The organism is Nostoc sp. LPT, assembly GCF_017115165.1.
In the GTDB taxonomy this organism is placed as follows: domain Bacteria; phylum Cyanobacteriota; class Cyanobacteriia; order Cyanobacteriales; family Nostocaceae; genus Nostoc.
The window spans coordinates 1-21,200 of record NZ_JABXKF010000168.1 but is presented as its reverse complement, the minus strand read 5'-3'; the positions used below and the strand labels follow the sequence as shown (position 1 = coordinate 21,200).

Below are 21,200 nucleotides of genomic sequence, written 5' to 3'. Positions count from 1 at the left end.
ACTTTGAACAGCAAGATGTTTGGAAACAATTTGTGCTACTTCTAAGCCCACGTATCCACAATACTGTGACAAATTGGGAAGCTTTATAAATCCAATCAACATCAAACTTTTTCCAAAGCTAAACAGAGTTTTTTAAACTTATTTAAAATTTAAAATAAGTCCTGGTATCCAAATCCAAGACCTCTGTTGAAGTTACTACACACTAGAAATGAACAAACTTGCTCATCCTAATTGGCTGAAGTAAATCGCCCAAAGAATTCCAGTTACTCCAATGGCAATTAAAAGGTTAGTGAAAAATCTCCCAAACTCAATTTCTTGTCCCAGTCCTTTGTCATCTTGACCGACAGTAAAAAATAATGACCAGGCTTGATTTGCATTGATAGTTTCAAAGTTGTTGAAATCAGGTCTAAAAATAACGGGTCCAATTAAATTCTTTTTGGGATAATCAAAATCAGTTTTCATAAGTAAGTTTGCCTCTAAATTGTTTTATTCGTCAAGTGAAGAAAATTAATAAATCTCACAGTGTCTTCTTTAAAAGCTGGTTAGCCATCCAATCAAACCGTGTCCAGTGATAACTTCTACAGCTATGAGTGAAACAAAACCAATCATTGCCAAAGGGCCATTGAGTTTTTCAGTATATTTGGTGAATTCTATCCGTGGAGTTTCATCAACATAAACTTTGGGTTCAATCGCAAATCTGTTGGGTTGACCGCGTTCGTTAATCGTAAAACCTTTACTTGTCATTTTTTACTCTTTGTTTTTGCTTTTTGTAAAGAAATATTAACTATTGTAAATATTTTTTGCAACTACTTGACATAAAAATAAAAGTAGTGAAAACCGTACTAAATAAGTAGGGTATTTTGGATTTGTGCGAGAACTAGGCGATGTCTACAGTCGGGTGTGATGCTCGATAGCGAAGTATCTTTAAGGATTATGAAAATTTGATGCCCACAAAAACGTGCGATGTCTACGACGGGCTACACCTATGCTTTTAAAAGTGAATGCACACAAAACCACCTATTGAGTTAAATCTAACCTCAGTAAAACTTATAATTTATATAAGCATAAATTATCAATATATAACTGAGAAAGGTATTGCTTATTTGTAACGAACTTGTTATGTTTCTTTACATAAAGATACAAGAGCAGCCTCAATGCGTTAAACCACTGTTAATCAAGGCTTTCTAAATAACTATGCAGTTAAGCCTGCAATGTGCTTTGCCAAGTATCTAAACTCAATGGCAACAGCATCACTATGCCTTTTTTAGAGCTATGTCTACAACAGGCTATCTAGTGATGCCCAAACTACTGAGTGCCTTTATTAACACTTAAACGTATTTCTCTTCTGTCTTTGCACATTTGATTTTTCACATTCGATAGAACTGTAATTTTCTTTTTGGAATTTCTGTTATGTCTTTTACCATCCAGTCGGCTCAAAGTATTTTTCCCGGCACCCTAGTTGCTGACGTTGTTCCAACCGTTATCGAATCATTCTCTAAGCTCAATGCTGAAGATCAACTAGCATTACTTTGGTTTGCCTATACCGAAATGGGTAGAAGTATTACGGTTGCGGCTCCTGGCGCAGCTAACATGATCCTGGCACAAGGCTTAATGGAACAAATTAAGCAGATGCCTTTTGAAGCTCAAACGCAAGTCATGTACGATTTGGCTAACCGTGCTGACACTCCTCTGTGCCGTTCTTATGCATCCTTCACAGTGAACATCAAGTTGGGCTTTTGGTATCAGTTAGGAGAATGGATGGCTCAGGGAATCGTTGCTCCGATCCCACAAGGTTACAAGCTTTCTTCTAAAGCTGCCGATGTGTTACAAGCCATCCGCAATGCAGATTCAGGTCAACAAATTACCATCCTACGCAATACCGTAATTAGCATGGGATTCGATCCGAATGCTCCTGGTAGTTACAAAAAAGTCTCAGAGCCGGTGTCTCCTCCCATTGCACCAGCATTTCGGACTAAAGTCACCATTGAGGGCGTCAACAATTCTACAGTGTTGGGCTATATCAACAACATGAATGCCAATGACTTTGACGCTGCGGTTTCTCTGTTTACCTCCGAAGGTGCCTTACAACCTCCCTTTGAAAGACCGATTGTTGGTCAGGAGGCAATCCGCGCTTATATGCGTGAAGAATGCCAGGGACTGAAGATGATCCCAGAGCGCGGTATATCTGAGCCAGTGGAAGATGGCTATACCCAAGTTAAAGTTACAGGCAAAGTCCAAACCCCTTGGTTCGGTGCTAGCGTGGGAATGAATATTGCATGGCGGTTTTTGGTAGATCCCCAAGGCAAAATATTCTTTGTAGCGATTGACTTGCTGGCTTCTCCTAAAGAATTGCTGAACCTAGTACGTAAATAGAGAACTAGATTAGTTGCTGCTTAAGCGTGGATGAGTAAACGAGCGTAGTACGATGTTTAAGCTAGTAATGAAAAGTTTGTAGTAAGCACAAAGCGTGCTTAGAAAATCAAGGACTAAAGTCCTGACTACGAACTTGCTTACCCATCAATTTAAACTTGACAGACTAGTAAGCCTAGCCCGTCGTAGACATCGCTACCTCACCACGCTTAAGCAAAAGAAACTGATAACGGCTTTTTTGGTATCTTCATGCTGCGATCGCCATTGAAAACAACCGATTCCATCGGCGATTTTGTAAAAGATTGTTAAATAGTTTTAAGGTTGGTGCTGAGTTTTTAAAGTCTCATAATATATGAAATTGTAATCAGTAGTATTGACTTCTAGAACCTTTCTCGCTTAAGAGCATCTCAACTATTCTTTACTTGTTTATATTTAAATAACAATATATCTTTTGATAGAGTAATAATTTATTCATCTACCAAGAGTAATAGATTCTCAATGACTTTTTTCAATTTCTCTGAGCCGCTTCTGCGTGAAAAACAGCAAGAGCTAGATTTTCAAGATATTCAAGGTCTAGTCTGTCTAAACTACCAAATTGGAAATTTCATCCTCTTTTCAAAGTTTTATACTCGCGTCGATCAAGCATTTATTCTCTGGGGACTAATTTCATCTGGGATTTTCGTAACCGCCCAGTTTCTACCCATTAGCTGGAGTAGCCAAGCGATTTTGTGGTCAGTGCTTACCTTATTCGGTGCAGCCGGTATGGTAAGTTTAACTTGGTTTTGGGCAACTGTAGAACAGCTACGCTGGGTTGTTTATAGCTGGGCGATTTTAATCATAATGGGTTTAATCTTGACCGATCTGAGCATTTTTTTGGGATGGGGAGAGGTCTTGATGCGTCTGTGTCCACTGTGGTTAGGATTAAGTGCCATCGGCTACTTTTGCACCGGGGTAGGAATGCGTTCGCGCACATTTATTCTGATGGGGTTTATTCATTTGCTGGGAATTTTAGTTTTGCCGTACTGCGGTGTCATGCAGTTTCTCTCAACAGGGCTAATTATGACCGTTAGTTTACTGTTACTAGCAGAATTACAATGGGATATGCAATCTTCAAGTGATTACAACCAATTAACACCACAACAAAAGCAGTTTAACCAAGCACAGTCCCAACGACGTAAAATGAGTAGCTAAAGTTATAAAGAATTAAAATCTTACTTTAGACAAGTTTGTATAAACAATATAGCTATATCTCTTGGCTAGGTAGTGTTTATACTTGGGAGAGAGAGTTTTCCACCCAACTGTTAGCTATTCTATATTTATGAAAACAAACAACACTGTATGGGTGTTATGCCGCTGTGACCCAGTATTGGACATCGAAGGAGAGCGACCGCAGATGTTTGAACAGTGTTGATTAAATGCGTTGACGGTGTGGAGTTTTTGTCGCTTCCTCCACTTCATTATCAACCAAGGGAAGATTAAACTCTTCATCAGAGCGGTCTGAGGTGATAAACGTCTTGTGTTTTTTACATTACAACTTTATTTTGGCACTTCAATCTCCTTAATTCATTTTGAACTAAGGAGGTTGAAGTGTCACGATTAGTGCAACTATCTGTTAACTGGCGTTTGTGTGTCAAAATATTCACGCCAACGACTAATTTGACCATCCCTGAAATCTACAACAATTACATCATCAGCTTTATTACGACGACCTGTCGCCTTTTCCGTATCTTCGTAGTACCACTCTACTGCTACCTGATTTGCTCCAATGATAATCCGTTGGATGTCTATTTTGATATCTAAATACTGTTGTTTAAAATGGGTAAGTTCTTCTCGAATTCTTTCTTGCCCACGCCAGCATTGACCAGGCACGATTAGTTCTCCATCAACTGTAAACAATTGTGCAAGAGCATCGACATCTTGAGCAACCCATGCATCTTTGGCTTTCTCTATTAATATCTGGATATCTTGTTGGTTCATAGAATGACTGGCAAATAAAGGTGTGCTAAAAGTTAAGCTAACAAATATAGTTCCTAACACTAGCCATTGAGATAACCAAAACATCTAGATTTTTCTACCCTCTAAAGTATCAAGCTATAGAGCATTAGTAATATTTAACCAGAAGTTGTGTGGAGTGCGATCGCACCTGCAAAAAATCAGGTTTTTATTGGATGCAGAATGTTTATAGCGCTGATGTTAATTCTACAGCCAAAACTGGCGATCGCCATTCAGCGAATTTGGGACAATACCTTGTAACCGCCTATAGGCTATACGGTCATATCCATACAGTGGAACGGGTAAGCGTGGCTCTTTCAGCGCTCCATGATGGAGCAAGGTGAGTTTCAGCGTTGCTTCTATTACATCCTCAATAGGTGCTTGGTGTCCTTTCTCATGTACTCTCAAACGTAGAGGATAAGGTAAGCCCATATTTTCAGAGGGTAATTTAGTAGTTACCAAAATCACTTCACGAGAGGACAGACGAAGTGCTAGCCCTTGTGTGGGTGCTTTCACAACTGACTGATAATAGTTATATAATCTGGGAATACCAGACTTAATACACTCTACGAGAATAAACTTAGAATTAATTGCTTTGGCTCTTTCCTGCAAATATTCAACTTCATCACCACAAAAGCGTCCGTCACGGTAAATTAGTACAGTTTTTTCGCTGATATCAGCAGATGGGAGAAACCTTTCTAATGTTTGTTTATCAATTTCTTCACCTTCTGTTGAAACATCTTCTAACCTATAACGAATAAAATCCCCTTGTTTGCCGTACAAACGAACACTTGCACAGACATTTCTGCTACCAACGGTTTTCTTTTTGGGTTTTCTGGAAATATCCAAGCCGATAAAATAATCAGCAATCCCCAAAGGTTCAGCTAGAATAAAAGGCGAATTTCCTAACTTTGCTAAAATTCCTACTATTACTTGATTGAGGATATTTTTATAATTGCTAGGATTTTTCAAAGTATCCTCATAGATTACTTGGCTTACTATCTCAGGGTTACTACGTCGGAGTAGCCTTGAAGAAACAAAAGTATATAAGCTCCCATCATCACTATTATCAGTATGGCGATCGGTCTGTGGTAAAAAGGTCAAAACAATATCAGTAGGGATAGCTATTAAATCATCAAGGGCTTTCTCCACTTTAGCTCTGGCTTCAGCACTGCTTAAACCATTGATTGAAACGGCTTTTCTTCTATCCTCATCAATCTCAAGGCTTTCAAAGTCATAGTCTTTTAAGCGTTGTCGGAGTTGCTTAAGAAAAGATATATCAACTTTAAAATCGCCTATTTTAAGTGCTGCAATGCGAATTTTTCTAGAAGTATGTTGATAATCTTTGTGACGGCGATAAACGCCACCTGTAGATAGTCCCTTTAAAACCTCATTTCGCTTTCGGGTCATATTCTTGCCAAATTGAAGTAATGTGTCTTCAAGTTTGAAGGTAGGTACTAAGAATAATTTTGGATACTTCCCGTTGTTAATACATTTAGCTGCTAACTGAAAACCATAGACAGCTAAAGCATTTGTAGCTTCTTGTTTGGATGAAGCTAAACGATTTTGCCGTTCTTGATAAGGAATTTTAGTTTGCTTTCGTAAATCACTATACTTTACTTCAAATAAGTCAGCAGTTTCTTCTGTAACACAGGGAATTAAAGCAGCCATTGGATATGGATATTGTTGTTTATCCTTACCAAATTGAATAGTAACTACAGGTTGGTCATCTGGTGCTGCTTCAGGTTCAAGTTTTTGTTTACTAATAGCTCCAGTCGCTTTTTCAAAAAGTTCTTCTCTACGCTCTCTAAAAATTCCTGCAAGAGCCACAATTGTAGCAGAGCTTTTTTTTTCAATATCTCTAACCTTTAAGCCAATCAAAAGCTTATTTGGATCTTGTCGATAGGGATGATTTTCGTAAAACTCAGCTAAATCACCTTTGAAAACAAAAGAACTGTGAATTGTAAAAGCGATCGCAGGATGTAAAGTATCTTTTATTTCTATCGTTTCTGCCCAAAAATCTACTTCACGTTTGACTTCCACCTTATTTTCAGACCAAACAGTATCAGATGAAAAAGGTCGTCTAACTTTCAAGACCCTTACAGCTAATTGAGCCAATATAGAAGCTGTTATTTGTGGTTGGCTTACCCACTGAATTGAGTAAGTGCGATCGCCAATATCTTTTTTCAAGTCGTCTTGAATTTCTGTTAAAGCTTTTCGCCATTCATCTAAATTTGGCATTGGTTGATCGGGTTTAGCTAAAACCCAAAAATTCCCATCTGAAAAAATGACTATAATATCAGGGAATTTCTGACTAAACCGCCAACTGAAGCGATTACCTATTTTAGTATCGACTCGGGGAGTCAGTCGAAAGCAAATTAAGTTAGGTTGAGGAATATTTAGTAAAAATATTTCCGACAAAAATATTGGGGATATATTAGTTTTTAAAGGCGATTGAAGCACACCAGCAGTCATGTATAAACCTCTGATATAGTAAATTCACAAATTGAGTTAAACGAACAGTAGCGACAACTTATACCCGGATTTTGGGGAAATATTTGACTGAAATCAGCAGAATTTTTACGGTAGCGTCTCAAATCTTCTTGATATCGTTGAGCTATTAAAGCGAGTTCTATCTGAAAAGCCTTAAGAGTGTTAGGTGTTGCGCTGATAGGTTCTGACCAGTTACCATTTTCTAAGTTATAAAAAGACGCTACTGCTTTTTGCTGGGGGTATCGGTAACTAGCAGCTAGTAAATAAATATACCCTTGTCGCCGATCAAAATCAGAGTGGCCAGTTTTGAAATCTAAAATGTGCAAAGTATCATCTTCTTCGGCAAAAATGCAGTCAATCGCAGCAAAGAAGTTAAAAGATTGATTACCCTGCTTAATCAGAATTGGTTCTGGAAAACCCTCATCACCTCGGCTAAGTTGAATAATTTTCTTCTCAGCAAGAATTGGATTTTGCTGGTAGTTTGTCAGTATCTGAAGTACTCGCTGCTGAACCAAATCTGACTCTTTCCGCAATTCCAGAATCTCTATCATTTGTTCTACAGCGTCTTCCTGATGTAACATCGGGGAGTTTTCATGAAACTCATAAACTCCCTTTTGTGCTAGTAATCCAATTCGCACAGGAGTGCTATCACTTGCCAAGATTGCTGCAACCGCAGGTTCTCGCGATCGCGCTTTTGTAAAACCTCGTTTCATGTCACAGTGCAAGTGTTCTTTCCCTACGGGTGGAGAATACTGCAACCATAGGTTGTAACTGGCAAATGGTAGCCAATTTTGGCTCATTGATGTCAAGTTCCAGAATTTAGCAGAGAAAAAGTTTTACTTGGTTAGGATTTCGTAGATTGCCGTATATACACCAATCTCTGTTGACATTTCCAAGGTACGCAAGCCTTCTAGCATCTGTTCCGCAGCCTTTATTAGTTGTGGATTGCGGCTTGATTTTTGAATTTCTTCAAGCAGAACTGGTAAAGGTCTACCAACAGAAAAGGACAATTGTTCAAAAGTTACAGGTTGTTCTTTCATAAAATTGAGTACTCCTGTTCTAGATATGTATAATTTAAATCTCAAAAAAACTGAGAATTTGCGATCGCACAGGTTATGCGATGAGTTATACTGAAATTATTGCACACAATGACCATGTTGACCAACTTAATCAAGTTTGTCAAGATAGCTGAGGAAATTTTGGGAAGACTAAAGTGAGTGGAACTTTTGGCCATATTATTCGTACAGCCCGCAAAGAAAAGGAACTCAGTCAGCGTGAAATGGCTAAATTGATAGGTGTGGATTACACCTACCTATCCAAACTAGAGAACGATCATGCTGGGTATCCTCCTAGTGAGGATGTTATTCATAAATTAGCCCTTCACCTAAATTTGAATGAAGAAGAATTAAGACACCTTGCTGGTCGAATTACGCCTGATGATGAGAAAGTTTTTCAGGAACTAGTCAAAAAATATAAGCAAATGCCTGTTTTGTTGCGCCGGATGCGAGACGAACCTGATTTTGCCCAAAAATTACTCAGGGAAACAACACAATCAGAAAGTAAGGAGAAAGAGAGTTGAAGGTTATCAAACCTTATTGTTTCCTTTCCAAAGAGGAAATTGAGCGTCAGGCGGTGGATGTTCTTATGCGTGTGCAAGCAAAGCGCAAGCGCCCTCTAAAATGGCCAATTGACGCTGGTCATTTAGCAGAAACTCTAGACTTAGATATGGATTGTGGGTATATACCTGCTGATGAACAAGGCGCGATCGCAGCGATGATTCTACCCACTGAACGTAAAATTGTGATGAATGAAAACAATTTAGATTTCCCTAAAGGGTTTGAAGAATCCTCAATAGCTCATGAAATAGGACATTGGGAACTTCATATAGACAAAAACGCAGTTTTTCAGTTTGTAGAAAAGCGAAAAATAGGTATTGAAATACCAGTAGAACCATTTCTATGCCGCAGTGTTAGTAGCCAAAAAGGTATTGAATGGCAAGCACAATATTTTGCTGGTTGTTTATTGATGCCTATATTTAAATTAGAACAAGTTCAAAAGGGGCGTGATTTGACAAAATGGCGACACCTTTATGCAATGAGAGAAGAGCTTGGTGTTACGATTTCTAATTTAACAAATCGCCTACAAGACCTTGGTTGGATTAACATTCCCAAGGGTTCTAAGCAAATATATCCCGGTAAAGCTGCACCGAATGGGTAGACAAATTTATTTAATAGGTAAAGTGCGATCGCACTCGATTATCTCCTGGCAGCGATCGCACCCTACACAGCACTACACTAGAAACTAAGATGCTCAGAATAGCCTATGGACGCCACAACAACCACTTTACCTTCTACACTCAAATTGAAAATTGATTTGAGCGATGAACAGTTCTTCCAAATGTGTCAGAAAAATAGTAATTATAGATTTGAGCGCACAGCATCAGGGGAAATATTAATTATGCCACCTACAGGTAGTGACACTGGCAGACGTAATGTTAAAATTACCACTCAATTAGATATTTGGAACTCTAAGAGTAGTTTAGGCGAAGTTTTTGACTCTTCAACTGGTTTCACCTTACCTAATGGTGCAGAACGTTCCCCTGATGCTTCTTGGGTGAAAATTGAGCGATGGAATGCTTTAACCCCAGAACAACAAGAAAAATTTGCCCCGATTTGCCCTGATTTTGTAGTAGAGTTGCGTTCTCGTACTGACTCCTTGAAAGAATTACAAGATAAAATGCAGGAGTATATCGAAAATGGCACTCAATTAGGCTGGTTAATTGACCGGAAAAACAAGCGAGTAGAAATTTATCGTCCAGGTAAAGATGTAGAGGTATTAGACAATCCTACTAGTTTATCAGGAGAAAATGTACTACCTGGATTTGTGTTGGATTTACAGCAGATTATGTAGCTTTATCGATTAGGATAAATATAGCGCATTTCAAAGCGACTCTGTTGCCAAAGTGGTAGTAAAGCCTGTTTAGCAGCATTTAACTGAGCTTGTGAAAAAGATATTTTACCATTTTCTATAATCCAAATAAATATCCGAGTAATTAAATCTGCCTTGAAACTATTTTCGTATTCACTATTATTTATTCTTACTACTTGGCGATCTAAGCAATCTATAGCATATTTAAAAGTTAAGTTTTTCCAATCTGTGGAATTGCTATAATTTTCTTCTGGCGTATTTTTCCACTCAACTCTCCGCAAATTTCCGAAAATATAGTCTATGCCTGTTATCGAAGAATCTGTGTTACGCACTAAATTTGTATAGGCTTGGTAATATGGTTTCAATAGCAAAGCTGCAAGATTTTCCACATAGATATGTAGCCAAGATTGGATGTCGCGAAGATAAGGTACTAAATCTCTGATATTATCAATTTCTTTAATCAGCACACGTTCATTGCTGTAATTTTTTATTTTTGCTAGGAATTCAGCTTCAGATAATTGAGACTTTTCTGAGTAGTAATTAATAACTTTAGGAATATATTTATCTAATAACCACTGTTTGGTATATTTAGCTGTCCAAGTTCCTCTTACTCCAATATCTTGTTGCCATAAGCTAAATTTAGCTGTTTCAATAGATTGTAAATTGATATCATTTAGTTCGTAGATTATATTAACTTGATTGCTAGGTAATAAAGATAAATTACTGTAAAATTTGGGGAAGATAAATGCATGATCGTGAATTCCTCGACTCACTCGAATTGATATATCTTCTCTATGAAATAGATGCCAATCTGACTTGCCTTTCTTATAATCAAATTCCTTAGCGAACTGCTGCATCAACTCCCATAATTCTTGTCTAACAGAAAAAAGGATAAAACCGCGAACTTCTGAAAACTTTACGAATTCAAAATCCCATGTTTCTAGAGCATTCTCAAATTCAATAATTAAGTTTTGATATTCTTGACAAATTTCATCAACACACAAACACAAGTCTGTTGCTTCTAACTTTGATAAAATGACTGTTATTTGACCCAAATTTACTGTAAAATTATCTTTATCTAATTCTTTCAAAAAACGACGACAACCCCAAACTGGCTGGGTGTATAATCCAGTCATTAATTGACCTAAAATATCTTGATGATTTAAGTGAATTTTTAGACCTTTAAAAAGAATACTACTGAATTCTATTTGACAATTACCTTTTCTAAAAGCTTTGGGTAAATTACAGGCGATCGCTACTTTTGGTTTAACAACAACTAAGTGGCAGCCTTCTCGCGTTATAGAAGGCTCAAAATCACATTTTTCTAAAAAATACTGTAAATCTGGATTGCCTACAATTAAGTTTTCTATGAAGTTAAATTTAGTATATTTCAAAATACTGGCTGTATTTTTATCGATATTTTTAACTAAATCAAAATTGAGTTGATTATAAAATTTTGAGGCGACATTGTTATTTTTTAAGGTATCTATATTTAGATCAAATACTAATTCTTCTCGATTGTAATGTAGATGCTGAAAAACCTTGATTTCATATCCATTAGTGATAATAAAAAATAGTGTTTTAAAATGATTACTATAAAATTTAGCTTGCTCAATAGCCTCATTTAACTTAGTTTTTTGTGGTTCTATCGCTTCCACAAAAATCAGTGATGTATTTGTATTCTGTTTCTTAAAATCATCTGTTGCAAAATAAATCTGAGCAATTTCTGGATTATTGGCATCGGTTTCTGATTGATATGTTTTCAAAGAGTATTCACGATGACATATCTCTGGATAGCAGAGATAGTGAAACATTGGCAAAATCAACTTTTCTTTTACATCATCTTCATTTCGTAAAACACAATGGTCAAAACCTTGTATCCATATAATGAATTTTTTAATTGACTCTGGAATAGTCATCAGATAATCTACCTGCTTGTATAAATTTGCTATGCCTTATTTTGTTCGTGTAATTAGCAATTTATCAAGTCAGTTTGGATTATGTCGTGATTGTAGATACTAGAATGGAAGCATTCGGCTTAAACTTAACCTTGGCAAAACCTACACCAATAAAAGTTACTGCTGTTAGAATTAAACATCTGGTTAAAATGAGGTAGGCAAAATTAATTAATTGTGTATAATAATAATTTTGGGCAACGCATAATGAATTTCTGGAGATGTCTATTAGACAAGAAGGAGTTAGGAGTCAGAATATAGAATTTTCCTGACTCTGTGAACTTCTGATGCCCAATATATCTTTTTATTCTCTTTGGGTAGCGATCGCTAATTTAGCTCCCGGAACTTGACGTACCCGATCCATCACCGCCACCACCCGACCATAATCAACTTTTTCATCAGCATTAATAATCACTAATACTTCTGGGTTAGAACCAACTAAAGTCCGTACTTGCGCTGTTAAATCATCAACTGCAATTGGTTTACGGTTCAGGCTTACCTGTTCTTTTTCATCTACCGTAATGGTAATTTTAGTAGGAACTTGCTGTTGTTTAGCTGTGGCGGCCTTCGGTAAATTTACTGGCAAACCTTCTGAACGTGTTAAAAACAGAGTTGACATAATGAAAAATGTCAAAATTGCAAAAATCACGTCAATCATCGGCACGATGTTGATCTGTAGCGGAAGCTCTGGTTCATCTGGTAGACGCATACGTTTTTTATCCTCGTTCATAGCGACGGCGGTAAAGTAATTCTAGCTGTCCCCCATACTCCTGAATTAGTGCAATTTGCCGTTGGTACAATCCCCGGAAGGTATTGGCAAACATGAGTATGAATATAGCAACTATTAATCCTGATGCTGTTGATACTAGAGCCTCACTAATCCCAGCGGTAACACTTGCCGTTTTGCTACCTCCCACATCACCAAGGTTTAGAGAGGCAAAAGAAGCTATCAATCCTAATACTGTGCCGAGAAGACCTAACAGTGGCGCCAGACTAATAATTGTCTCGAAAAGGTTTTGGAAACGTTTGAGTACAGGTATTTCAGCCTGCGATTCGCTTTCTAACGCCAAACGAAACTCCTCCGGGTTTGGCTCCTCTAATTCTAAAGCCGCCAGAAAAATCCGAGCGAGTGGCAAATCTGCGTTTTTCTGAAGTTTATCCATTGCACCGACAATATTATCGAGACGGTAGAGATTCAACACATCTCGCACCACCCGGTTTTGACGCTGATTGATTCTTACCCAAAACCTAATCCGCTCGACGATCAGTGCCACACCTACTACCGAAAACGCCAACAGGGGCCACATGACGATACCACCTGCTGCAAACAAATTCTGAATTCCCATGTTCTTAAAACGTGATCAACAATACACAGTAAGACTACCAGAATCTAGAGATAAGCTGAAACTTTTTCTCAATAAAGTTTAGAATATAATGAGAAATTTTTCAAATCAAATCATCATAATTTTGATTTACTTTAGGATTTATCCCAGAGTCATATTTTTTTTAGTAAAAATTGTCCAATATCAAAGGGAGCTATTACCTTAAAAGGGTTTTTCGACTTCATCTCTTTGAGGCTTATACGGGAGCAAACGATGTCTACGACGGTCTACGCCTATGCTGCTTTCTCATTACAAATGTTTGACAGCTACCACTTTTTAATTCATTCACACTAATAATAGTCATTAGACAAGAAAGAGTTTGCAGTTAAGAGCCAGAATATAGAGTTTCCGTTAATTCTGGCTGCTAGTGTTGTTAAAATGGTTGGTGAATTTGAAGCAAGCGATTTTAATGGATGGAAAGATTTTAACCTGGGTCAAAACATTTTGAAGTATTGAGATAAACAATATATATATACTTCTTATCTTTGGGTAGCGATCGCTAGCCTTGCACCCTTCACCTGACGTACTTGATCCATTATCCCCACTATTTCACCGTGCAAGACTTTTTGATCGGCATTAATAATCACCAATGTATCTGGGTTAGAACCAACTAAAGTCCGCACTCGCGCTGCTAAATCATTAACTGCTATTGGATCGCGATTTAGGCTTACCTGACCTTTTTCATCTACAGTGATGGTAACTTTAGTGGGAATTTGCTGTTCCTTCGCCGTGGCTGCCTTCGGTAGATTTACTGGCAACCCTTCCGATCGTGTTAAAAACAGTGTTGACATAATAAAAAATGTCAAAAGGGCAAACATTACATCAATCAGAGGTACTACATTTATAAATGGTTGTAAATCTGGTTCATTATCATCTAGATCCATAGGACTTCTCCTGTTGTTCGTAGCGATCGAGTTTGTCATAACGGTCAAGGAACAGTATTTCTAGCTGTCCGCCGTACTCTTGAATCATTGCTATCTGCCGCTGATATAGTCCCCGGAAGATGCTGGCTCCTAAAAGCACAAAGATAGCCACAACTAATCCTGAGGCGGTAGCAACTAAAGCTTCACTAATACCAGCAGTAACTGCACCAGTTTTAGTACCTCCGACATCACCGATATCCAATCCAGCAAATGAGCGAATTAATCCTAAAATTGTGCCGAGAAGTCCCAACAGAGGCGCTAAACCGATAATCGTGTCAAATACAGCTTGAAACCGCTTGAGCGTAGGGATTTCTGCTTGTGCCTCGCTTTTCAAAGCCAAACGAAATTTTTCTGGAGTCGGTCTTTCTAACTGTAGTCCAGCCAGAAAAATGCGTGCTATAGGTAAATCTACATTTTTTTGCAGCTTATCCACAGCACTAACGAGATTATCAAGTCGATAAAGATTTAAAACCTCTCGCACCACCCGGTTTTGACGCTTACCAATCTGTATCCAAAACTTCGCCCGCTCAATCATTAGTGCTCCTGCCAACACCGAAAACGCCAGCAGGGGCAACATGACCACACCGCCTGCTTCAAACAAATTCAGAATTCCCATGTAGTGCCTCTAAACGTCATCAACAATACAAACTCAGACTACCAGAATCAAGCGCAAAAATGAAACTTTTTCTCAAGAAAGTTTAAAATATAATGGTAATTTTTTCAAACCTAATTCTCATTATTTTTATTTAATATTTTTTTATTTTACATAAATTAATCTAATTGACGGATAACACAAAAATTAATTTTATCTAGAAATCGTCATAATCAACAGTATATTTCAAAGAAAGATGTTTTTATTAATTAAGTATACTGTTTATAACACTGCCGGAAATAATTTTAATTTTTTACTTGATATTTGCAACCATGCATTCTAAGATGACTAAATTAGTGAGAATAGGTAGCAATAGCTATGAGCTTTTCCGGCACTACTGTCGAGCAACGTTCCAAAGAAGTTGAGGCTCTCAAGTCTTTTCTGACTTACAGTCTGATAGGTTCACTGGCGCTGCATATCGGCGTACTGTCCTCAGGCATAAGTAATTATTTGACGAGAGTGCCCACAGGAGAAGAAGAACCAATAGAGGTGGCGATTGTTGATGCTCCGACTGCGGAACCAGAAAAACCACTTGAAAAAATTCCAGAAGAACCCAAGAAAGAACCAGAAGTTGTTCAAAAACAGTCTATAGAAACTCCGCCAGTACAAAAACCAGTACAAGAATTGATTGAAAGACCAAAAATTCAGCCAGTTCAAGAACCAAAACAAACTACTCGAATTCAGCCAGTTCAAGAACCAAAACAAACTACTCAAAACCCACCAGCAACAAATAGGCAAATTGCTTCTAAGCCAGAAGTCCCTGTAAAAACTGTTGCTCCTGAAAGCGGCGGTGGTGGCGGTGGCGGCGGCGGCGGTGGTAGTTCAGTCTTGACAGATAATTCTGGTAGTTCTGGCTCTGGCGTTGCTTTAAGTACAGGTTCAGGTTCAGGTACAGGTTCAGGAATTGGCTCTGGCTCTGGCAGTGGTAGGGGTTCAGGAATTGGTTCAGGAATTGGCAGTGGTATAGGCTCAGGAATTGGCAGTGGTAGAGGATCAGGAATTGGCAGTGGTATAGGCAATGGAATTGGCAGTGGTATAGGCAATGGAGTAGGAAACCGTCCGACAGTAGCAACAGCACCAACAGCGCCAACACCTCCAAAAATTAACAGTTCGGGTAATGGTGATGATAGTGCAGCCTGCCGCAAATGTGGTTTCAAGTATCCAGAGTCATTTAAACGGCGAGGAATTGAAGGCCGTACAGGTTTGTCTTTCGATACTGATAATCAAGGCAATGTCACTAATGTGCGGGTAACCAGCTCCAGTGGAAACCGTGAATTGGACGAAGAACAGGTGAGACAAGCGCGTGAATGGAAGTTTAATTCAGCACAAGCTGGCAGACAAGGGGTGCGAGTCAACTCTTCGGCTTTTAAAGAAAATTCACAGCAGTACCGCCAATACCAACAACAAAGAAAAAGAGAAGTAGAAGAGAGAACCCGACAAGCAGCAGTTGCCAACTCCACACCAGAAAATCCAAGACGTAGGCGTAGAGAGTTGACACCTCCATCTAATGAAGCTACAGCCACAAGACCAGCAATATCTGGATTGAGTAGACGGTTGGAACCTCAAAGAAGAGAAATGATTACCTCCGGCTCATCATCTGAAGCGAGGATAAATCGCACTCAAGGAAGTGCAAGAGAGTCCTTACGCCGCATCCGGCGTGAGCGAGCGGCTACCAATTCATCACAACAGCCACAAACTACCACAAATCAGCGGCGGCGAAGAGGTAACGATAACACTAGCCAGAACAAGTTGCGGGACTCTTTGCGCGGTTTACGCCAACAACGTCAATCGCAACCTGCTGCACCGTCTACTGCTCCTAGTCAGCAGTAGAGGGACAAAACAAAACTTACTGGAATCATACTTTGATTAGCGATCGCACACCGCCTCCTGTTTTTAGGAGGCGGTTGTTTTTTAGATAGAAATAGCATAGAAATAGCTACGTTAAGCATCATCCCTCTACCATGAGGAAGAGGGGTTAAAAGTGGGGTAATTTTATGATAGGCAATTAGACACACTGGCGATCGCTTGATTTGCCAATCAATAGTAGTGAAAGTAAATAATCCTGCACTTTCCCCTACCCATTTTTCTAATCGGGGCAATGTAAATCGCTGTCCCTAAAGAATGGTAGTAGTGTTTGCTCATCACCAATTATATGCTGAAAGAGTAGTCAATAGCTAACTATCAAGTTGCTCATCTGCAATTTATGCTAAGCGTCAGATTGACTGATTTCAATAAAACTTCTACATAAACACACACTGATGCGGTTTGATTTGCTTGAATAGCTATATTGATAAGACATTGATCCGACGGCAATTCACAATTCCTGATTATGGCAAGTAAATTCATTGATGTTAGGGAATATACTGTCAGGGCGCACAAAAGACAGATTCATACTCGTGTTTTCCAGTTTGTCTGTAAAGAGTGTAACGATCTGACAAAGCGCGAGACTTTCGGCCCTCGACCTTTATATTGTGAGAGATGTCGCCCTCCCCAACCGCCTAAGAAATCCCAACCAGGATCTCACAAAGCAAAACCCAGAGCAATGTCTTATAAAAGTGACATGGATTTAAATTGATTAAAGCCCTATGACTCAAAATGGACAATTAGAACCGCCTCCGGGCAACTTTCTCTCACCATTGTTGGAATTACGAGACTATTATGCTCGCCTGACAGAAGAGTATGAACGCCTCTTTGTGCAGGCGCGATCGCAGCTCGATCATGTAGAAGCGTTGTTGTCTAACTGGTCTTTTTCTGATGCCAACAAGCAGATATCAAGATTAACGACGGCTGATGAAACCTCAAATCTTTCTCCAGAAGGTTCTCTGCGGTTTTTATCACCCCTTGATGATATTGAGGAAATCAACTTGGTGGAGTCTTTAGAGTCAGTACAAAAAGACTCAGATCAAGTTGAGATAAATAATTCCTTTTCTGCTGCTGTTGATACAAAAGAGAGTCAATCTCTAACGACATCAACAGATCCAAAGACCGCCCCAGAGAACAACGATAGTTCAACGAAGGTAGTGGAAATTCCGATGCTACCTCAGTATCAGCACGCTATCTCGCGAATGGAAGCCATAAAACAGCTATTGCAAGAACAGATAGGTACTGTTTGTCATATCGATTTTATCGTGCGATCACTTTATGGAGAGTTAGATTCCCATCTATTCAAAGTAGTTAAAGGTAGAGTGCAATCTTCCCTCACCCAAGGCAGAGAAAGGAATTACTGGGTAACTATTCCCGATGAGCCAGGTTGTTATACTCTAGATTTAAGTTTGGTAGCTCCAGGTAATCGCAATGGTGCTTCTAGGAGTATCAAGAACAAAAATAAGAAGCCTTTCGTTCCCCCGACAAAAACAGTACCGATGCTCAAAGCCTTTGAGGGTCAATTCTTAATTGATGCCCTCACCTCTCTGTTAAAACAAAATCCAGGTAAAATTTTCAGCGTTGCTGAAGTCATTGCCGGAATTTATGGAGAACTAGATTCTCAGCAAATTAGAGAGATCAAAAATAAGGTGCTGAATGAACTATCTAGAGGCTATCGGACAGGTAGATTCGCTAGGGTTCCTAATCAAATCGGCTTCTATACTTGGGACTCAAATCTGATATTGAAAGGGAGTTCTCGTTAAATTGGGCATTGGGCATTGGGCGTTAGGAGTGCTGAGTGCTGTTAGCGGAAGCGGGGCGTTTAGCCCGTGCTGAGTTAGGAGTTAAGAGTTAGGAGTTAAGAGTTAGGAGTTTTGTTTGTCTCCTTGTCTCCCTCATCTCCCCAGTCCCCAGTCCCCAGTCCCCAGTCCTCTCCTATCCCAAAAACAGCTTGTATGCCGGATTCTTATTCTCATCCCAATAACGATAGCCCAAGTGGTCGAGAAAAGCTTGCCAATCTTTCATCTCGTGAGGGGGAACCTGGATACCGACAACGATTCGTCCGTAGTCTGCACCGTTGTTGCGGTAGTGAAAAAGACTAATATTCCAGTCGGGACTCATGGAAGTCACAAATTTCATCAATGCGCCGGGACGTTCGGGAAACTCAAAACGATAGAGCAATTCATTGTTAGCTAGAGAAGAGTGTCCGCCCACCATGTGCCGCAGATGTAGTTTAGTTAGTTCGTCGTCTGTTAAATCAAGGGTTTCAAATCCATGAGCTTCAAAGGTTTCTACCATCTTGACAGCATCAGCACGGTTTTGAATTTGCACGCCGACAAAAATATGGGCTGTTTTTTCGTCGGCAATGCGATAATTAAACTCGGTCAGATTACGGTTGCCAATACATTCACAAAACTGGCGAATACTTCCCCGTTGCTCTGGAATTGTGACTGCAAAGATTGCTTCACGACGTTCGCCCAACTCTGCGCGTTCTGCCACAAAGCGGAGGCGATCAAAATTCATGTTTGCACCACAGGCGACAGCAATTAAGGTTTGTCCCTCGATTTGTTCTCGTTCGGCGTAGGCTTTGGCAGCTGCGATCGCTAATGCACCAGCTGGTTCTAAAATTGATCGCGTATCCTCAAACACGTCTTTAATCGCAGCACAAGTATCGTCTGTACCCACCAAAATAATTTCATCTACATACTGCTGACATAAACGGAAGGTTTCTTCACCTACTTCCCGCACCGCCACGCCATCAGCAAATAACCCCACTTGGGACAAGCGCACCCGATGTCCGGCTTTGAGTGATTGAGACATGGCATCAGCATCTACTGGTTCAACACCAATAATCTTAATTTCGGGACGCAACCGTTTTACATAAGCCCCAATCCCAGAAATTAATCCGCCGCCTCCAATTGCCACAAAAATTGCATGGATGGGTTGCTGATATTGCCGTAAAATTTCCATCCCAATGGTTCCCTGTCCAGCAATTACATGGGGATCGTCAAAGGGATGAATAAAGGTCAATCCTTTTTCTACTTCTAATTCACGGGCATAGCTATAAGCATCGTCATAAGTGTTTCCATGTAACACCACTACTCCGCCCCTCATTCTCACCGCATCTACCTTGACTTGGGGTGTGGTTATTGGCATGACGATAATCGCTTTGGTTCCCAAACGATTGGCTGCAAGGGCGACTCCTTGAGCATGGTTCCCCGCAGACGCTGCAATTACACCCTTTGTCAATATATCTGGCGATAGTTGCACCATCTTGTTATAAGCACCCCGCAGTTTAAAGGAAAATACTGACTGCATATCCTCGCGTTTCAGCAGGAGTTGATTATTCAGCCGCGCAGACAAATTTGGAGCAGACTCCAGTGGTGTTTCCTGGGCAACATCATATACACGGGCAGTCAGGATTTGGATCAGGTAGTCGCAAAACATGGGCGTCAAGCTGTTAGCAAATGCTGGATGGAAATTAATTTTACGTTACAAACGATCGCACTGCTTTTATTGAATTGCTCTCTTTGAAAATTTTGATTGAACAAAATTTAAAAATTACTAATTAATACTCTTTGAAGAGAAATAAGTTCAGTTATGGAAACTTTTTGATGACTGCAAATTTCATGCGATCGCTGCTAGGTTGATTTGAAACTAGTTTTGCCAACTATCTGAGTACTTAGATCGACAGATTAAGTATAGTCTTACTTAAGAACATAACTTCTCTATTTATGTTAAAGTATGCGTGGAAGATGAAATTCGGCTGTACAGTTTGTTTTTATATATACTTGTATTACAGACCTCTCCGGATCTAAATCTCTACATCCTCTGATTCTGGAGACATTCTATGTCAATTTACGTCGGTAATCTATCTTATGAGGTTAAGGAAGATGACCTCCGGCAAGTCTTTGCAGAATACGGAACTGTAAAAAATGTTCAATTGCCTATCGACCGAGAAACAGGTCGGATGAGAGGTTTCGGCTTTGTGGAATTGGAATCAGACGCCCAAGAACAAGCGGCAATTGATGCCCTTGATAATGCTGAATGGATGGGTCGAAGCTTAAAAGTTAATAAAGCCAAGCCCAAGACAGACGGCGGTTCCTCAGGTGGTAGACGAGGAAACTATGGCGGTGGTGGTGGTGGTCGCTATTAAGGTCTAAAACCAAAAATTTAACTCTAAGGTCTTGAGGGCAGACAAAGTGTCTGCCTTTTTTGTGCTTCGGTTAAACGAAGAAAGGCAGAGAGAAAAATTATTTTCTACAACCTCCTGCCTCCGACTTCCGACCTCCTGCCTTTCTTTGATGAATGATTTCGGACTGCTATATATGCCTGATAATTAATAAGGCAATCTACAAACAGCAAAGATGCAGACTCTCCAAAAACTCTCCCTCCCAAGCATGGGCTGCGGCACTTGGACCTGGGGCAACCAACTGCTTTGGGGATATGACGAAAGTATGGATGAGCAGTTGCAAGCGGTCTTTAACCTTTGTGTAAGCAACGATGTAACTTTATTTGATACAGGTGATTCTTACGGAACTGGAAGATTGAATGGTCGGAGTGAGTTACTTCTGGGACAATTCAACCCCCTGACTATCTAATTAGTATTTAAGAGCTTGAGACTCAAGCACAGCGAGAAGTT

At 39.5% G+C, this 21,200-nt stretch carries 22 protein-coding genes and 1 pseudogene; 10 read left to right on the top strand and 13 right to left on the bottom strand.

The window, feature by feature from the left end; translation table 11 throughout:
* Positions 1-222 precede the first annotated feature (222 nt).
* Together HWQ58_RS32385 and HWQ58_RS32380 are read right to left on the bottom strand one after the other, a co-directional pair.
* Complete coding sequence (locus tag HWQ58_RS32385) at positions 223-462, bottom strand: hypothetical protein (protein WP_292872033.1); 240 nt, start codon at positions 460-462, stop codon at positions 223-225.
* Between the two features lie 69 nt (positions 463-531).
* Positions 532-744 (bottom strand): high light inducible protein, encoded by a 213-nt coding sequence (locus tag HWQ58_RS32380; protein ID WP_292872031.1) that lies wholly within the window; start codon positions 742-744, stop codon positions 532-534.
* 666 nt (positions 745-1,410) lie between these two features.
* Between HWQ58_RS32380 and HWQ58_RS32375 the strand changes: the two genes are divergently transcribed.
* Both HWQ58_RS32375 and HWQ58_RS32370 read left to right on the top strand, forming a co-directional pair.
* Positions 1,411-2,373, top strand: a complete 963-nt coding sequence (locus HWQ58_RS32375) for an orange carotenoid protein N-terminal domain-containing protein (protein WP_292872029.1) — start codon at positions 1,411-1,413, stop codon at positions 2,371-2,373.
* Positions 2,374-2,868: 495 nt separating this feature from the next.
* Positions 2,869-3,561, top strand: coding sequence for a hypothetical protein (locus HWQ58_RS32370; RefSeq protein ID WP_292872027.1), 693 nt, complete (start codon positions 2,869-2,871; stop codon positions 3,559-3,561).
* Positions 3,562-3,975: 414 nt separating this feature from the next.
* Here the strand turns inward: HWQ58_RS32370 and HWQ58_RS32365 are convergent, their stop codons facing one another.
* From HWQ58_RS32365 to HWQ58_RS32350, 4 genes are all read right to left on the bottom strand, one after another.
* Complete coding sequence (locus HWQ58_RS32365; protein WP_292872025.1) at positions 3,976-4,431, bottom strand: nuclear transport factor 2 family protein; 456 nt, start codon at positions 4,429-4,431, stop codon at positions 3,976-3,978.
* A 138-nt stretch (positions 4,432-4,569) separates the two neighbouring features.
* Positions 4,570-6,837: a Piwi domain-containing protein gene (locus HWQ58_RS32360; protein ID WP_292872023.1), complete on the bottom strand. Its 2,268-nt coding sequence runs from the start codon at positions 6,835-6,837 to the stop codon at positions 4,570-4,572.
* Entirely contained in the window at positions 6,834-7,655 is an 822-nt protein-coding gene (locus HWQ58_RS32355) for a PD-(D/E)XK nuclease family protein (protein WP_292872021.1), read from the bottom strand. Before HWQ58_RS32355 ends, HWQ58_RS32360 begins: the two co-directional genes overlap by 4 nt.
* Before the next feature lie 36 nt (positions 7,656-7,691).
* Positions 7,692-7,895 (bottom strand): hypothetical protein, encoded by a 204-nt coding sequence (locus HWQ58_RS32350; protein WP_292872019.1) that lies wholly within the window; start codon positions 7,893-7,895, stop codon positions 7,692-7,694.
* A gap of 173 nt (positions 7,896-8,068) precedes the next feature.
* On the opposite strand from HWQ58_RS32350, the gene HWQ58_RS32345 reads away from it, so the two are divergent.
* The 3 genes from HWQ58_RS32345 (at position 8,069) to HWQ58_RS32335 (ending at position 9,765) form a co-directional block, all read left to right on the top strand.
* Positions 8,069-8,434 carry a helix-turn-helix transcriptional regulator gene (locus HWQ58_RS32345; protein ID WP_292872017.1) on the top strand — a complete coding sequence of 122 codons (366 nt, stop codon included), beginning with the start codon at positions 8,069-8,071 and terminating at the stop codon, positions 8,432-8,434.
* A complete protein-coding gene (locus tag HWQ58_RS32340; RefSeq protein WP_292872015.1) occupies positions 8,431-9,072 on the top strand; it encodes an ImmA/IrrE family metallo-endopeptidase in 642 nt (213 codons plus the stop codon). Before HWQ58_RS32345 ends, HWQ58_RS32340 begins: the two co-directional genes overlap by 4 nt.
* 105 nt (positions 9,073-9,177) lie before the next feature.
* A complete protein-coding gene (locus HWQ58_RS32335; protein ID WP_292872013.1) occupies positions 9,178-9,765 on the top strand; it encodes a Uma2 family endonuclease in 588 nt (195 codons plus the stop codon).
* Between the two features lie 2 nt (positions 9,766-9,767).
* Here the strand turns inward: HWQ58_RS32335 and HWQ58_RS32330 are convergent, their stop codons facing one another.
* The 5 genes from HWQ58_RS32330 to HWQ58_RS32310 form a co-directional block, all read right to left on the bottom strand.
* A complete protein-coding gene (locus tag HWQ58_RS32330) occupies positions 9,768-11,702 on the bottom strand; it encodes a type I restriction enzyme HsdR N-terminal domain-containing protein (protein ID WP_292872011.1) in 1,935 nt (644 codons plus the stop codon).
* A 340-nt stretch (positions 11,703-12,042) separates the two neighbouring features.
* The gene (locus tag HWQ58_RS32325) at positions 12,043-12,447 is read right to left on the bottom strand and encodes a biopolymer transporter ExbD (RefSeq protein ID WP_094352241.1); all 405 of its coding nucleotides are present in this window, start codon (positions 12,445-12,447) and stop codon (positions 12,043-12,045) included.
* Between the two features lie 7 nt (positions 12,448-12,454).
* On the bottom strand, positions 12,455-13,084 hold the full coding sequence (locus HWQ58_RS32320) for a MotA/TolQ/ExbB proton channel family protein (RefSeq protein ID WP_292872009.1): 630 nt from the start codon (positions 13,082-13,084) through the stop codon (positions 12,455-12,457).
* A 515-nt stretch (positions 13,085-13,599) separates the two neighbouring features.
* Positions 13,600-14,004 carry a biopolymer transporter ExbD gene (locus HWQ58_RS32315; RefSeq protein WP_292872007.1) on the bottom strand — a complete coding sequence of 135 codons (405 nt, stop codon included), beginning with the start codon at positions 14,002-14,004 and terminating at the stop codon, positions 13,600-13,602.
* Positions 13,991-14,659, bottom strand: coding sequence for a MotA/TolQ/ExbB proton channel family protein (locus HWQ58_RS32310; protein ID WP_292872005.1), 669 nt, complete (start codon positions 14,657-14,659; stop codon positions 13,991-13,993). The genes HWQ58_RS32315 and HWQ58_RS32310 overlap by 14 nt, the downstream gene beginning before the upstream one ends.
* A 354-nt stretch (positions 14,660-15,013) precedes the next feature.
* On the opposite strand from HWQ58_RS32310, the gene HWQ58_RS32305 reads away from it, so the two are divergent.
* On the top strand, positions 15,014-16,525 hold the full coding sequence (locus HWQ58_RS32305) for a TonB family protein (RefSeq protein ID WP_292872003.1): 1,512 nt from the start codon (positions 15,014-15,016) through the stop codon (positions 16,523-16,525).
* On the opposite strand, the gene HWQ58_RS32300 is transcribed toward HWQ58_RS32305, so the two are convergent.
* On the bottom strand, positions 16,516-16,794 hold the full coding sequence (locus tag HWQ58_RS32300) for a hypothetical protein (RefSeq protein ID WP_292872001.1): 279 nt from the start codon (positions 16,792-16,794) through the stop codon (positions 16,516-16,518). The genes HWQ58_RS32305 and HWQ58_RS32300 overlap by 10 nt on opposite strands.
* 230 nt (positions 16,795-17,024) lie before the next feature.
* Between HWQ58_RS32300 and HWQ58_RS32295 the strand changes: the two genes are divergently transcribed.
* Both HWQ58_RS32295 and HWQ58_RS32290 read left to right on the top strand, forming a co-directional pair.
* Positions 17,025-17,270: a hypothetical protein gene (locus tag HWQ58_RS32295; RefSeq protein ID WP_292871999.1), complete on the top strand. Its 246-nt coding sequence runs from the start codon at positions 17,025-17,027 to the stop codon at positions 17,268-17,270.
* A 10-nt stretch (positions 17,271-17,280) separates the two neighbouring features.
* Positions 17,281-18,321: a hypothetical protein gene (locus HWQ58_RS32290; protein ID WP_292871997.1), complete on the top strand. Its 1,041-nt coding sequence runs from the start codon at positions 17,281-17,283 to the stop codon at positions 18,319-18,321.
* A gap of 172 nt (positions 18,322-18,493) precedes the next feature.
* Here HWQ58_RS32290 and ilvA read toward each other — a convergent pair whose 3' ends face one another.
* Positions 18,494-20,005, bottom strand: coding sequence for a threonine ammonia-lyase, biosynthetic (gene ilvA / locus HWQ58_RS32285; RefSeq protein ID WP_292871995.1), 1,512 nt, complete (start codon positions 20,003-20,005; stop codon positions 18,494-18,496).
* Between the two features lie 403 nt (positions 20,006-20,408).
* On the opposite strand from ilvA, the gene HWQ58_RS32280 reads away from it, so the two are divergent.
* Both HWQ58_RS32280 and HWQ58_RS32275 read left to right on the top strand, forming a co-directional pair.
* Positions 20,409-20,714 carry an RNA-binding protein gene (locus tag HWQ58_RS32280; RefSeq protein ID WP_104905435.1) on the top strand — a complete coding sequence of 102 codons (306 nt, stop codon included), beginning with the start codon at positions 20,409-20,411 and terminating at the stop codon, positions 20,712-20,714.
* Between the two features lie 211 nt (positions 20,715-20,925).
* Positions 20,926-21,141, top strand: a pseudogene (locus HWQ58_RS32275) (aldo/keto reductase); the annotation flags it as partial.
* Positions 21,142-21,200: the final 59 nt, after the last annotated feature.